This is a genomic window from Parabacteroides caeci, assembly GCF_023656795.1.
Classification (GTDB): domain Bacteria; phylum Bacteroidota; class Bacteroidia; order Bacteroidales; family Tannerellaceae; genus Parabacteroides; species Parabacteroides segnis.
This window is the reverse complement of sequence record NZ_JAMOKT010000046.1, coordinates 1-15,026: the sequence shown is the minus strand read 5'-3', so window position 1 is coordinate 15,026 and position 15,026 is coordinate 1. Positions and strand designations below refer to the sequence as shown.

Annotated in this window: 10 protein-coding genes and 1 tRNA gene; 1 reads left to right on the top strand and 10 read right to left on the bottom strand. The window is 46.3% G+C overall.

Going from position 1 to position 15,026, the window contains the following annotated elements:
• Nucleotides 1-136: 136 nt before the first annotated feature.
• The 6 genes from rho to NBH15_RS20125 all read right to left on the bottom strand — a co-directional run bounded on the left by rho (nt 137) and on the right by NBH15_RS20125 (nt 8,353).
• The gene (rho, locus tag NBH15_RS20150) at nt 137-2,152 is read right to left on the bottom strand and encodes a transcription termination factor Rho (protein WP_250823401.1); all 2,016 of its coding nucleotides are present in this window, start codon (nt 2,150-2,152) and stop codon (nt 137-139) included.
• A gap of 186 nt (nt 2,153-2,338) precedes the next feature.
• Nucleotides 2,339-3,679: a tRNA lysidine(34) synthetase TilS gene (gene tilS / locus NBH15_RS20145; protein ID WP_250823400.1), complete on the bottom strand. Its 1,341-nt coding sequence runs from the start codon at nt 3,677-3,679 to the stop codon at nt 2,339-2,341.
• A 105-nt stretch (nt 3,680-3,784) separates the two neighbouring features.
• Nucleotides 3,785-4,549 carry a zinc ribbon domain-containing protein gene (locus NBH15_RS20140; RefSeq protein WP_128134750.1) on the bottom strand — a complete coding sequence of 255 codons (765 nt, stop codon included), beginning with the start codon at nt 4,547-4,549 and terminating at the stop codon, nt 3,785-3,787.
• A gap of 1 nt (nt 4,550) precedes the next feature.
• Nucleotides 4,551-5,648: a Nif3-like dinuclear metal center hexameric protein gene (locus tag NBH15_RS20135; protein WP_250823399.1), complete on the bottom strand. Its 1,098-nt coding sequence runs from the start codon at nt 5,646-5,648 to the stop codon at nt 4,551-4,553.
• 79 nt (nt 5,649-5,727) lie between these two features.
• Nucleotides 5,728-7,488: an aspartate--tRNA ligase gene (gene aspS / locus NBH15_RS20130; protein ID WP_250823398.1), complete on the bottom strand. Its 1,761-nt coding sequence runs from the start codon at nt 7,486-7,488 to the stop codon at nt 5,728-5,730.
• Between the two features lie 790 nt (nt 7,489-8,278).
• Nucleotides 8,279-8,353: transfer RNA gene (locus tag NBH15_RS20125), tRNA-Pro, on the bottom strand.
• A gap of 216 nt (nt 8,354-8,569) precedes the next feature.
• On the opposite strand from NBH15_RS20125, the gene NBH15_RS20120 reads away from it, so the two are divergent.
• The gene (locus NBH15_RS20120; RefSeq protein WP_007653257.1) at nt 8,570-9,208 is read left to right on the top strand and encodes a recombinase family protein; all 639 of its coding nucleotides are present in this window, start codon (nt 8,570-8,572) and stop codon (nt 9,206-9,208) included.
• An 81-nt stretch (nt 9,209-9,289) separates the two neighbouring features.
• Here NBH15_RS20120 and NBH15_RS20115 read toward each other — a convergent pair whose 3' ends face one another.
• The 4 genes from NBH15_RS20115 to hypF form a co-directional block, all read right to left on the bottom strand.
• Nucleotides 9,290-11,350, bottom strand: coding sequence for an acetate--CoA ligase family protein (locus tag NBH15_RS20115; protein WP_250823397.1), 2,061 nt, complete (start codon nt 11,348-11,350; stop codon nt 9,290-9,292).
• A gap of 79 nt (nt 11,351-11,429) precedes the next feature.
• A complete protein-coding gene (gene hypB / locus NBH15_RS20110; protein ID WP_048314694.1) occupies nt 11,430-12,185 on the bottom strand; it encodes a hydrogenase nickel incorporation protein HypB in 756 nt (251 codons plus the stop codon).
• 16 nt (nt 12,186-12,201) lie between these two features.
• Nucleotides 12,202-12,543 carry a hydrogenase maturation nickel metallochaperone HypA/HybF gene (locus NBH15_RS20105; RefSeq protein ID WP_007653250.1) on the bottom strand — a complete coding sequence of 114 codons (342 nt, stop codon included), beginning with the start codon at nt 12,541-12,543 and terminating at the stop codon, nt 12,202-12,204.
• A 2-nt stretch (nt 12,544-12,545) separates the two neighbouring features.
• Nucleotides 12,546-14,813 carry a carbamoyltransferase HypF gene (gene hypF, locus NBH15_RS20100; RefSeq protein ID WP_250823396.1) on the bottom strand — a complete coding sequence of 756 codons (2,268 nt, stop codon included), beginning with the start codon at nt 14,811-14,813 and terminating at the stop codon, nt 12,546-12,548.
• Nucleotides 14,814-15,026: the final 213 nt, after the last annotated feature.

Sequence of the window (15,026 nt, the reverse complement as noted above, 5' to 3'; positions counted from 1 at the left end):
AAGTAACCCCGAGTCAAGCTTGGGGTTTTTATTTATACCTCCTCTACATAAACATAAAAAAACCCGGAGTTAATAAACTCCGGGCCGATTAAAATCCCTACGGGACTTTCTGTATATTTTTTTGATTCCTGACGAATTATCCGTTCATGGAAGCCAGGAACTCCATATTGTCATAAGTCTGTTCCATCCGTTTCTTCACAAACTCCATCGCTTCGATCGAATTCATATCCGACAGATATTTACGAAGAACCCACATACGGTTCAATGTACTTTCATCCTGCAACAAATCGTCGCGGCGAGTACTTGAAGCAGTAATGTCGACAGCCGGATAGATACGCTTATTAGACAGCTTGCGATCCAACTGCAATTCCATATTACCCGTACCCTTGAATTCCTCAAAAATCACATCGTCCATCTTAGAACCAGTCTCAGTCAATGCTGTTGCCAGAATCGTCAGGCTACCACCGTTTTCGATATTACGGGCTGCACCAAAGAAGCGTTTCGGTTTCTGTAATGCGTTCGCATCCACACCGCCGGAAAGAACCTTACCGGAAGCCGGCTGAACTGTGTTATAAGCACGTGCCAGACGAGTAATCGAATCCAACAGGATCACTACATCGTGACCGCATTCAACCATACGTTTAGCCTTGTTCAAAACGATTTCGGCAATCTTCACGTGGCGTTCTGCCGGTTCATCGAAAGTAGAAGCGATCACTTCCGCATCAACGCTACGTGCCATGTCGGTTACTTCCTCCGGACGTTCGTCGATCAACAGGATGATCATATAGACTTCCGGATGGTTTGCTGCAATCGCATTGGCGATATCTTTCAGCAACATGGTTTTACCGGTCTTTGGCTGTGCTACGATCAAACCACGCTGTCCTTTACCGATCGGCGAGAACAGGTCGACTACGCGAACAGCGATATTGTCGTATACTTTCGGAGCCTTGCGTGCTGTAAGCATGAATTTTTCATCCGGGAAAAGCGGTGTCAGATGATCGAAAGGAACGCGGTCGCGCACTTCTTCCGGCGAACGACCATTGATCTTGTCCACTTTTACCAGCGGGAAATATTTTTCACCTTCCTTCGGCGGACGGATAGCACCTTCCACCACGTCACCAGTCTTCAGTCCGAACAGTTTGATCTGCGACTGCGATACATAAATATCGTCCGGTGAAGTCAGGTAGTTATAATCGGAAGAACGCAGAAAACCATAACCATCCTGCATCATTTCCAATACGCCTGTACCGATCAGGATACCGTCAAACTCGTATTGCTTATCTTGCGATGCATTATTATTGTTATTGTTGCGCTGATTATTGTGGTTGTTCTGTCTGTTATTGTTATTCTGACGGGGCGTGTTCTGTTGCTGCGGTTGCGAAGCGGCCTGCGGTTCAGGCTGCTGCGGTGCAGCTTTTTCCTGTTTGGCAGGTGAAGGGGAGAACGGGAAGAGTTGGTCAAGAACCGACTTGGTGTCCGGATGTCTGAACACAACCCTTTTAGGTTCGTTAGCTGCCGGAGCCTCTGCTGCCGGTGCTTCAGGAGCCGTTTCAACGACAGGTTCTGCGGGAGTCGCCGGAGCTACGGGAGCCGCTTCGACTACCGGCAACTCTTCGGGAGCGCCTTCAACTACAACCGGAGGTAATAAGGGCTTTTCTATAGCTACTTCCGTAGTGACAGTCTGAGGGGCTTTCGAAACTTTCACTTCGTCCGTCTGATTAGCCGGAGCAACTGCACCAGCTACTTTTTCCTTCTTTTCAATACGTACTCTTTTCTTACGCTCAGGTTGTTCCTTTTTTTCTGCAACTACAGCTGCCTGCTTTTCTTCAACGGGTTGTGTGGCTTTAGGGGCTACAACCTCGGTTGTTTCTGCTTTTGCAACTTTCGGTTTGCTTTCAGCCTTCGGTGCTTTTGCAGCAGCCGTTTTAGAAGGTTTCTTTGCTTTTGTCTGCTTTTCAGCCTTCTTAGCTTCTTTTTCTTTCTCCTTTTCTGCCTGTAGACCTGCGTATGAGATAGCCTGTTCATCAAGAATGCGATAAACAAGTTCTTCTTTTTTCAAAGAACTTATTTTCTTAATTCCCAACTCTTCCGCTATACTCTGCAATTCAGGAAGGAGTTTTTCATTTAGTTCTAGAATGTTATATTTCTGCATATTGAGAAGTGAGTAATAAAAACGGCGCACGATAAAAGATTGTACAATACGTGCCTTCCGCTATCATTGTATCTTAATAGTTTTTGATAATAAAAATTTCAATGTAAAACCGGATTGTTTAGCTAATTTGAATCATTAGTAACACATCTGCGGAGCAAATCTTTGCAAATGTAAGAACATTTTTAATTATTCTATTATTTTTGTCGAAAAAAAATTCACAACCAGCACACTCTTAGTCGTTTTGTCGATACAATAACGATTGTCAGAGCGCTCTCCCACAATCCAGAGGATGTTTTCACCGCTACAAAGGAGCCATGTCTGCTCTTTGTCCATGCGGCTGAATTTATGATCTGAGAAATAATCGCTCAGTTTCTTACGGCCTTTCATTCCAAAGGGAATAAACCAATCACCTTCTTTCCATTTACGAAGTGTCAGAGGAAACGAGAGTTTGTCGTAATCAAAATAGGCGATATGTTTATCCTTCCGGAAACAGAAGTCAGTAGTAATAACAGATTTAAAGAAAGAAAGTTCAACCGGACCCCGCCAGATCTCTTCTACGATATCATCCGCAGTAAAAGTATATTCCTGCTCTTCTTCTTTCTTTACAGGCGAAAGCAGCAGATATTCACGGTCTTTCAGCAAACGATAGTCGGGTGAGTAAAACATTTTGCCCGATTCTCCCGTTAGCGAACGGAACACATCGTCGGCCACCTGCCGGGTAAAACCGTAAGGTTTCAGCAATTCATACTGGATCGTTGCCGGCGAAGGATACTCCATCAGGCGGGCAATCGGGATACGGAAATCTTCTTCCAACAATTCCCGGCGCGCCTTTTCCACTACATGCAGATAGATAGCCTCTGTTTCGGCCAGATGATCGGCTGTACGCGCAATAGCCGCTTTTACGGAAGGATTCAACTCTTCCAGCAAAGGAAGTACACGCAGACGGATAAAGTTACGTGTATAGGCATCCGACAAGTTCGTGCTGTCGGTTACATAAGATAGCCGCTGTTCAACAAGCCAATCCAGTATCTCGCTACGGCTGACAGCCAGCAAAGGACGCACCACATAACCATTTTTAGGCCGGATCCCTCCCAACCCACGGATTCCTGTGCCACGGACCAGGTTCATCAATACGGTTTCCACACTGTCGTCGCGATGATGGGCCACGGCAATCGCTTGTGCACCCAAACGCAGCCTCATCTCTTCAAACCAGTTATAACGCAGTTCTCGGGCCGCCATCTCGATAGAAAGATGATGTTCGGCTCCATAAGCCGTTGTATCAAAATCTATTTTATAGAAAGGAACATCCAGTGTACGTGCCATCTCCCGGGCAAACTGTTCATCGCGGACAGACTCGTCGCCGCGCAGATGAAAATTACAATGCAGGGCGACACAAGGATAATCGAGCTGCACAAGCAAAGCAAGCAAGGCAACCGAATCGGCTCCCCCGCTCAAACCAACCAGCACAGGCCCGTCACCGGACAGCAACTGTTGTTTCTCTATGTATGCACGGACAATATTTCTCATTGGTACAAAAAAAATCAGGCACAGATTACACAGATTCCACAGTCTAATCAAATAAGAACCGTGTTAATCCGTGTAATCCGTGCCTTAAAAATTATAGATGTAATTTTAATCTTCTATACCTGCCAGTTCCGGGTCGATCATGATACGTCCGCAATATTCGCAAACGATCACTTTCTTACGCAACTTGATATCCATCTGTTTCTGAGGCGGAATCTTGTTGAAGCAACCACCGCAGGCATCACGCTGGATATAAACGACAGCCAAACCGTTACGGGCACCTTTACGGATACGCTTGAATGCAGTCAGCAAACGGGGTTCGATTGTTGTTTCCAGTTTTTTAGCCTTTTCGCGCAGTCTTTCTTCTTCCTGCTTTGTTTCAGAAATGATTTCTTCCAGTTCGCTTTTTTTCTGAACCAGGTCAGCCTTACGGCCGTCCAGTCTTTCGGAAAGCTGGGCAATCTCTTCTTTCTTATGGTTAATCGCTTCGCCGAATTCGCGGATCTTCTTTTCAGAAAATTCGATTTCAAGTCCCTGGAATTCGATTTCCTTTGACAGGTTATCAAATTCGCGGTTGTTGCGCACGTTATCCAGTTGCGATTTATATCTCTCGATCAGTCCGGTAGATTCTGTAATTCTGTGTTTCTGTTCAACAACAGCACTCTCATAATCCTGGATCTCCGACTGATAGTTCTGAAGACGGGTTTCCAATCCTGCAATCTCATCTTCCAGGTCCTGAACTTCCAGGGGAAGCTCTCCACGAAGCGTTTTGATCTTATCAATTTCAGTCATCATCGTCTGAAGTTGATAAAGCGTAGAAAGCTTTTCTTCAACTGTATACTCTTTTTCAGCTGATTGTTTATCTGTAGCCATTCTATAAATATTTTACCGGGTTTGAATTAACATTCGAAAAATGTACGGCAAAGGTAGGGAATTTTTTCGATATTATGTTATAAAAGATGTCTTTTGTACATACTTCGGATTCATAATGACCTATTACAGCCAGCAGAATACGATCCTCTACATCATAAAAGTCATTGTATTTGGCCTCACCTGTAATGAACACGTCCGCACCGTAGGCTATCGCATCTTTTATCAGGAATGCACCACTGCCGCCACACAAGGCAACTTCACGTATCGGCTTGCCTGTAAAGGCCGAATGCTTCACGCAACCGACCTGAAAGAGGTCTTTTATCCGTTGCAGAAAAACCAACTCGTCCTCTTCTTCGGGCAACTCTCCCACTACCCCCGAACCAACCTGGTCCCAGGTATTATTCAAAGGATAGAAATCGAACACTGGTTCTTCGTACGGATGAACCGAAAGCAGGGCGCGTGTAATCGTCGATTTACGAAAAGCGGGTAATATCGTTTCGATGCGGATTTCGCGCTCCACATGCAACTCTCCCACTTCACCACAAAACGGATTTGTACCCTCTCCGGCACGGAAAGTTCCCTTACCTGCCAGATTGAAACTACATGAATCGTAAGCACCAACAGTACCGGCACCGGCATTGAACAAGGTAGTCCGTACCAACTCCGCATACACCTCGGGCACGAAAGTAACCAGTTTCAGCAAGGCTCCCTTCTGAGGACTCAGCACACGTACATTTTCCAGTCCGATCAGTTCCGCCAAACGGAAGTTAACGCCTCCGGCAGCATTATCGAGATTGGTATGGGCTGCATAGATCACCAGATCATATTTGCATGCCTTTATCATACACCGCTCGATATAAGTGGAACCGGTCAACGACTTGAATGCTTTAAAGGCTAAAGGATGATGTGAAATAATCAGGTTACACCCCGTTTCTATCGCCTCGTCGACCACCTCCTCGGTAACGTCCAGGCAAAGAAGCGCACCGGTGGCAAGCTGGCTCACATCACCTACCTGTACACCTGCATTATCAAAGCTTTCCTGCAATGGCAACGGAGCGTATTGCTCCAATTCTTTCAGAACATCCTTTATCCGTATCATAACAATAATTTATCAATTTGCCAAAATGCCAATGTGCCAATTATGAGGTTACCTTCTTCATTGGCACATTGGCACATTTTCATATTTGCTCATTATTTATCTTCAGACACAATTCATCCAGCTGCACGTCGTCGATTACAGACGGAGCATCGAGCATGACATCGCGGCCTGAATTGTTTTTCGGGAAAGCGATACAGTCGCGGATTGAATCGAGACCGGCAAATAAAGACACCCAACGGTCCAGACCATAAGCCAGACCTCCGTGAGGGGGTGCGCCATACTTGAAAGCATTCATCAGGAAGCCGAACTGAGACTGTGCTCTTTCTTCGGTGAATCCCAACAACTGGAACATCTTATCCTGCAATTTGCTGTCATGGATACGGATAGAACCTCCACCCACTTCAACACCATTGATAACCATATCGTAAGCATTAGCACGTACGGCACCCGTATCGCTATCCAGCAACGGAATATCTTCCGGCTTCGGAGAGGTGAACGGATGGTGCATAGCATAGAAACGCTGATCTTCTTCGCTCCACTCGAACAGAGGGAAGTCAACCACCCACAGGCAAGCAAACTTGTTCTTATCGCGCAATCCCAACTGACTTGCCACTTCAAGACGCAATTCGCAAAGCTGTTTGCGGGTCTTCATCGCATTATCGCCTGAAAGGATCAGGATCAGGTCGCCCGGTTTTGCACCGAAGGCTTCCTTCATCTGTTGCAATGTTTCCTGTGTATAGAATTTGTCTACGCTCGACTTCACGCTGCCATCGGCTTCTACGCGGGCATATACCATACCCTTCGCTCCTACCTGCGGACGTTTAACGAATTCAGTCAGCGCATCCAGTTGTTTACGTGTATAAGTTGCTGCCCCTTCTGCACAGATACCGCCAACATAAGCAGCATCATCGAATACAGAGAAACCATGACCTTTCATAATATCCATCAATTCGACAAACTTCATGCCGAAACGCAGGTCGGGTTTGTCGCTACCATAATATTTCATTGCATCGTGCCAGGTCATGCGCTGGAACGGCTCTTTAATTTCGATGCCACGGATTACCTTGAACAGGTGCTTTGCCATACCTTCAAAGATATTCAGTACATCTTCCTGCTCAACGAAACTCATTTCGCAGTCGATCTGTGTAAATTCCGGTTGACGGTCGGCACGCAGGTCTTCGTCGCGGAAACATTTCACGATCTGGAAATAACGGTCGAAACCGGAAACCATCAGCAACTGCTTCAAGGTCTGCGGTGACTGCGGTAATGCATAGAACTGTCCCGGATTCATACGTGAAGGAACAACGAAGTCGCGGGCACCTTCAGGAGTTGAATTTACCAACACCGGAGTTTCCACTTCCAGGAATCCCTGTTTATCCAGATAGTTACGAACTTCGAAAGCCATGCGGTGGCGTAGTTCCAGATTCTTACGAACGGCATTACGACGCAAGTCCAGGTAACGGTATTTCATACGCAGGTCGTCTCCACCATCCGTTTCATCTTCGATCGTGAAAGGAGGAGTTGCTGCTGCATTCAGCACATTCAGTTCCGAAACAATCAGTTCAATATCCCCTGTCGGAATATTTTTGTTCTTGCTGGAACGTTCTCTGACAGTTCCTGTTACCTGAATCACATACTCACGGCCCAGTTTGTTTGCTTTTTCACAAAGATCAGCATCTACTTCCTGGTTGAATACCAGCTGGGTTATACCATAACGGTCACGAAGATCGACAAACGTCATACCGCCCATCTTACGAGTTCTCTGCACCCATCCGGCTAAAGTAACCACCAGACCTTCGTCTGCCAGGCGCAAGTTTCCACATGTTCTTGTTCTATACATCTTTTTAAAGATTTATTTGTTTTAATTCCATGAATCAAAAGTATACATACAATGTACCTGTAAAATACTATTGTACTCTACGCGCAGCCGGTCTGCAAAGATAATACTATATTCATTAACTATAATATTTTCATTGAAATTAAAAGAAAAACAGGATAACCTAACTAATGATACTTGTAATTGCTCAACACAAAACAACTGTCATACTATCATAACACAAACCTCATCAATTGATATTCAAAGCCATGCATCGTATGATAGTTTAGATGATACGGATCGACACAACCATCATACTATCATAAACACACCTATATTTTATCATGCAGTATATTGTTTATTTTCAACAACATAACGACCCATTTACGCTGAGACCCGGGTCTGTTTTCCCTTTACACCCGGGTCTCAGCACAGTTCAAACCCGGGTGTAAAAGGCACTCAAATAGGGGTCTCAGAGAAATAATCCACTTATTCTTCGCAAAAAAAGCTATAACATCACTAAAAAAAGAAGCATATATAATGTAAAATAGCTCACCGACAATACATTCAGGCACCTTATATTTTCGATAAACAGGAAGATATGATAGTTAAATGAGGATTATGACAGTTGCCATGATAGTTATTTCAAACAACTATCATAGATATACACATTGAGATTCAATCAATATAAAAGAAAAATGAGAGTATGACAGTTTATTTGTAAAAAACTAACCAGGAAAGAAAAGTTTGGATAATATATCATATAGATAAAAAATAAAAAGAGAACCAACTATTTTGTTGATTCTCTTTCTTGTCGGGGTACCAGGATTCGAACCTGGGACCCCCTGCTCCCAAAGCAGGTGCGCTAACCGGACTGCGCTACACCCCGTTTTGCAACCCCTTTATTGTCGATTGCGGTGCAAAGGTAAGTATTTATTTTTATCCACCAAATATTTCGTGTTCTTTTTTAATTGATTATTTTCGCATCTGTTTAATTACAAGATTTAAAGGAAAGGAGGTGAAACAGCAGAAAGAAGGACAAGCAGACATGAACATATTGCTAGCCAATATGTTATAATATAAACGTATCAACATTAAAAATAGTATGATAATTGCCTATACACGAACATATTCAAACAAGCAACAAAGTGACAATCAAAAAAATGCGATTGAACAGTTTGCCGCGAACAATAACATGACTATAGACAAATGGCATAAAGATACACGAACAACATCCTCACGACATAAGAACAGGCTTGAAGATATTATAAAAAATATGGAGGCCGGCGATACATTAATTGTAGCCGATGTCACACGCCTGAGCCGGAGGTTGATGGAAATTATGCATTTGATATTATTATGTATTGAAAAAAAGATCACTCTTTACTGTCTCAAAGAAGGGTATACTTTTGAAAACAATGTCGACAGCAAAACGTTAGCATTTACTTTTGGGCTCGTCTCGGAAATTGAAAGCAAACTAATCTCGACACGGACAAAAGAATCGCTGGAAATTACCAGAAGCCGGGGTACAACCCTCGGACGCCCGAAAGGTACTCCCAAAATGGACCACCTACTTGCGCAGAAAGAACAGATAGAAAAGGAACTCAACGAAGAAAATGCTACGTACGCCGAACTGGCCGAGTATTACCAGGTATCGCTCAGTAGCTTTAAAAAATTTGTCAGAGATAATATTCCGCCGTCACTTCCCGGACGAAAAAGAAGAGGAAGAAAACAGGCTGAATAGTACAAATAAACGAAGGGGAATTGAAACAAATCGACAGGCTTACGTTTCAATTCCCCTTTTTATTAATATCTGTCAGAGATATTATTTTTCTATCCGGATACGGGCGTCTACCGCAAATAATCCCCGGTCGGTTGCAACCAGCGGGTTAATATCCATTTCTTTTATTTCAGAAGCAAAACGAAGCAAAGTTGAAAGACGGACTATAATGTCTGCATATTGTTGCTCGTCGATACCTTTCTGCCCGCGTGTACCTTTAATAATCGGGTAACCGCGTAAAGAACGAATCATTGAAAAGGTCTCGTCATAGGATAACGGAGCCAGACCGTAAGAAACATCTTTCAGTACCTCAACAAAAATACCTCCCAGACCGCAAAGGATTACATGACCGAAGCCTTCCTCATACTTCGCCCCGAGGAACAACTCCTGCCCTTTCAGCATAGGCTGTACCATAATTGCCGTCACATCCGGCAGGCGCATCATACGTTCAAACTCAAACAACAAGTGCTCCTCACTGCGGATATTCAGGGCAACACCGCCAATATCACTTTTATGTACAGGACCGACCACCTTCGCTACAACAGGGAATTTTACACGTTTGGCAAAAGTAATCAACTCGTCTTTGTCGGTCGATGTAAACTCTTCCATCAATGGGATATTGGCAGCACCCAGCAGCGTACGAACCTGTTCGGGAGCCAGATAACCGTTGGATGGCAACTGGTCGATGATACGACGCACTTCGGGCACATTGACACCATATAATTGTATATCGGTACTCATCGGCTTCGGCGTATTGATCACACGGGAAAGAGCCGTACCCAAAGTCACCTCGTCCGAGAAATTCACATGCCCCTTTTTCACAAAGCTGCGCACTTCCGGGCCGGCAGTTACGATAGAAGGCAATACCGGGAAGATTGGTTTCTTACACTCTTCCATTTTTTTATGAAGCACTTCGTATGTATCATATAGTTTCACCAGACCGGGACTTCCGAAAATAACCATCATCAAATCGACTTCCTCAAACTTATTCTCACAGAAGTCTATTGCCGTAGCCAGATGCTCCGGTGTTCCCGTTCCGATAATATCAATCGGATTACTAACGGCTGCTCCGGGATATAACTTGGATTTCAACTCGGTCGCTATCGGACCTTCCAGATTGGGGACGTTCAGACGGCCTTTGGAAAGAGCATCCGCCAACATGACAGCAGGGCCTCCGGCGTGTGTAATGATTGCACAGTTTTTTCCTTTTACTTCTTTCAGGGTGAAAATACAGGCAACTGTCGTTAGCTCTTCACGGCTGAAACAGCGTACGATACCGGCTTTACGGAACAGAGCCTCCACAGCCGAATCCGAACTGGCAATCGCACCGGTATGCGAGGAAGCGGCACGCTTGCCCGATTCGGTGCTTCCTGCTTTGATGGCTGCGATATGACAGCCTTTACGAATCAGCGAAGCGGCATGATACAATAATTTATCGGGATTTTTAATCTGTTCGATATAAAGCATCTTGATTTTGGAATCGAGTACAGGATCAAAGTTACGGTCCATATACTCAATCACTTCCTCTACCCCAATCTGCTTGGAGTTGCCAACCGACCATACAGAGGAGAAACGCAATCCTTTTGTCAATGCCGATTCAATGATGAAAAGCGCCGTACCGCCGGAACTGGAGACGAAGTCGACTCCGTCAGGATGAAATTCGGGGATAGGCTGTGTAAATACTCCATGAAAATTCATATTCATCAGTCCGATACAGTTCGGGCCAATCATGGAAGCACCTGCTTCGTTCACACTATCCAGCATCTGATTTTCGAGTACAGCCCCCTCGTGGGTCTCTTCGCCAAAGCCGGCGGAAACCACGATAAATGCTTTTACATTCTTCTGTTTAGCCAGGATATCAACTGCTTCGGGACACGAAGAACCGGGAATCGATATGATAGCCATTTCCGTATCCGGAATATCCTGCACGGAATGATACGATTTCAGACCTTGCACGTCGTCTTCCCTGGCATTCACGACATACAGTTCTCCTTTATATTTGCCATCAAGGAGATTTCGTACCAAACGCCCGCCCGGCTTGTGTACATTATTCGAGCCGCCTACTACGACTATGCTCTTCGGGTCGATTAATTCTCGGTTAATCATAACATTTTGATTATTTTGATTCAATGAACTGGAACAAATATAGCTTTTTTATCCATTTATCCATCGAAACAGGGGTTATTTATTTACATTTTGCACATTCTGAGCACAACCAGTCGCACCAGGCATCCATGCCGTCCCCTTTCGTTGCCGACACTTCAAACACCTGCAAATGATGATTCACCTTTAAAGCATTACTCTTCAAGGTCTCTATATCGGTATTCAGATAGGGTGCCAGGTCTGTCTTATTGATTACGCAAACATCGGCTTCTGCAAAGATGTGCGGGTATTTCAACGGCTTATCGTCACCTTCGGTCGTGCTAACGATAACTACTTTCTTTGCTTCTCCCAAGTCGAACATGGCAGGACAAACAAGGTTGCCGACGTTCTCTATGAAAAGTATCGAATGATCGGCCGGCGCCAGATGTTTGACTGCGTGATTCACCATATCAGCTTCCAGATGGCAACCGGTCCCGGTGTTGACCTGGAAAACGGGGATATCCAGTGCGGCAATGCGGTCGGCATCATTAGAAGTCTGCTGGTCTCCCTCAATGACATACAAAGGGAGCTTGCCTTTCAGGCGGCGCACGGTTTCCTCCAGCAACGTAGTCTTTCCGGAACCGGGCGAACTCATCAGGTTCAGGCAGAAGATTTCCTTTGCCTCAAAATAACCGCGGTTGCGCTCCGCCAGCAGATTGTTCCGCCGGAGTATATCCTGTTCAAGAGTTATTACCTTATCCTCATCGTGATGGTGATGATGATGTTCATGGCCATGTTCATGATGATGGTCGTGTTCGTGATGATGATGGTGTTCTCCACACCCGCAAGTTCCACACATAAGCGTTTTGTATTTATTATTTAATAACAATAGATTTTACACGAAGTTCTTTTCCTTTAATGATTTTAACACAATAGGAACCGCATGCCGGGCAAGGTGTGAACAGAGTCTCCATCGGGAAAGTCTGCCCGCAACCGGTACACATGCCCTCGCCGTCAATGATATGGCGGACAATCGAAGCATGTTCGAGCAGGGAACCTTTCACAGCACTTTCCAGTGCGAAATCAAGCGTATGCAATTCCACACCCGCCAGACGGCCGATTTCCAGTTCCAGTTCCTCGACGGCTTCCGAATGACGGCTGCGTGCCTGTTCTTCGGCCAGTTCTACGATACTCTGTGCAATAGACATTTCGTGCATAATCAGTCTTTTTTATTCCGGGAAGCGGCAATGGCCAGCTGGCCGACGGCAACTCCCCCGTCATTACATGGTATACGGCCCGGGACATACAACGGGATGCCTTTTGCGGCAAATAAACGTTGCAACTGTTCCGTCAACCTTTTATTTTGAAAACAGCCGCCGGAGATAACCACACGGGTCGCTCCGGTCTGTTGCAGATGGCGTGCGGCCTCGTCGAGCAGCAGGAAAGCCATCGTATTATGGAACCGGGCAGCCAGGTCACCGACGGAGACTCCGGAAGCCCAATCGTTCAACAGTCCCTCAAACAAGGGGCGGAAGGATATAACACCTTCCTTTATTATAACCGGATAACGCGCCGACAGTTCACTGCCGGCTGCCTGCTCCAGTTTTACAGGAGCCTCGGCCTGATGGGTCGACACATCGCACAACCCCAAGAGGGAGGCGACGGCATCAAATAGCCGGCCGGCACCCGAGGTATAGGGCGTATTGACGCCTCTCTCCATCATCGTCATCAGCAGGCGGATTTTATCCGCACCCACCCGTTCGGAAAAGCCTTCCGGGAAACGGGCGGAATCTCCCCAATAATGCCACAGATAAGCGACAGCCATCCGCCAGGGTTCCACAGCCGCCTTATCGCCACCGGGCAGCGGGACATATTCAAAATGCGAGAGACGGCGGTACTCTTTGCGGTCGCAGAGGAAGAATTCGCCTCCCCAGACCTTTCCGTCGTCACCCAGCCCCGTCCCGTCCAGGACGATGGCAACCACTTTCTCATGCAAGCCATATTCCAGCATGCAGGCTGCCGCATGGGCATGATGATGTTGTATTCTCAGCAGAGGCAATCCGGTACGTGCGGCAACGCGCTCCGCCTCCTGCGATGAGAGATAATCAGGATGCATGTCGCAAGCCAGTACAGAAGGGGTAAAACGAAAAAGATGCCGGAAGCGGTCCAGCGATTCCGTGTAGAAGCTGAATGTCTCCCAGTTCTTCAGGTCACCGATATACTGGCTTTGCAGAATGGTATCCCCTTTTCCCAGGGCAAACGTATTTACTTTCTCCGCACCGAAAGCCAGGATACCTTCCACGGGAATGTCGGCAAAGAAAGGTTCCGGTACATAGCCGCGCGAACGGCGCACCAGGCAAGGTTGCCCGCCGCAAACCTGAAGGACTGAATCGTCCACCCGGTTATGAATATCCCTGTTATGGTGAAGCAGGAGAGCGACTTTTCCGGACAACTGCTCCGCGGCTTCGTCCGGAGTTATGGCGATAGGGTAATCGCTCAGGTTGCCGCTTGTCATCACCAGGGCCGGTGTGTCGAGGGCGGCAAACCAGTCCTCATGCAACGGCATATAAGGCAACATACAGCCCAAGGTCCGCATGCCGCGGTTTATATCGTCCGCCAGTGCTTTCTTTTGTTTCAGCAAGACAATCGGGCGACGCCAGGAAGACAGACAGTCTTCTTCGACCGGGCCCGCCTCCGCATAATGCCGCAAATGTTCCATATCGCGGAACATAACGGCAAAAGGCTTGCTGTCGCGCTGCTTTATCGCCCGCAAACGTGCCACCGCTTCCCCGTTCAGGGCATCACATATCAGGTGATAGCCGCCAATACCTTTCGCTGCTATCACTTCGCCTTCACGAAGCAGGCGGACGGACAGGTCCAGCAACTTATCATACTCCTTTATCTTTACATTATTATATATGGCATAATAGAAAGGCCCGCAATGATTGCAGGCCACAGGCTGTGCATGGAAACGGCGGTCGCCTACCGTCGTGTATTCCCTCCGGCAGTCGGGACACATGGCAAAGGCGGCCATCGTGGTCTGCTTCCGGTCGTAAGGTAAATCGCGGATGATGGAGAAACGGGGGCCGCAATGCGTACAGTTGATAAAAGGATAACGCAAGCGATGCGGCTGCCTCATCCGGTCGGAAAGGCATTCGGGACAAACAGCGATATCGGGCGCCACCTGCGTCACCTCCTCCGAATCGGAACGGCTGGGTGCAATCATAAAATCCGGATAATCCGTATCTGTAACGTCGGCTTCTTCCCATTGAACACTATGGATCGAAGCAACTGCCGGATGCTCATTTCTGATCCGGGAAATAAAAAGTTCCCGCTGCTCCGGAGTCAGGATCGCACGGATCGACACTCCGTTATTCCGGTTACCGACCTCTCCTTTTATCTTCAGCTCATTTGCTATACGATAGATAAAAGGACGAAAGCCAACGCCTTGCACTAACCCACGGATTGTCAATATCGATATTCTCACACTGTTTGTTTTACTATGCTCACAAATATAGAGGGTTTAAGTTTAACAAACAACCGAACCCGGCAACAATAGAGATAACTTTTATCTATAAATTAATAATGCGAATCAGGAGTTGGCGACCTGATTCAAAGATTAAAAATTAACATAAGAAAGTAGAGCAATTGCCAATTTTCCAAAGGAGTGTACCAACAGCCCTTTGGTAGCTCTTACTTT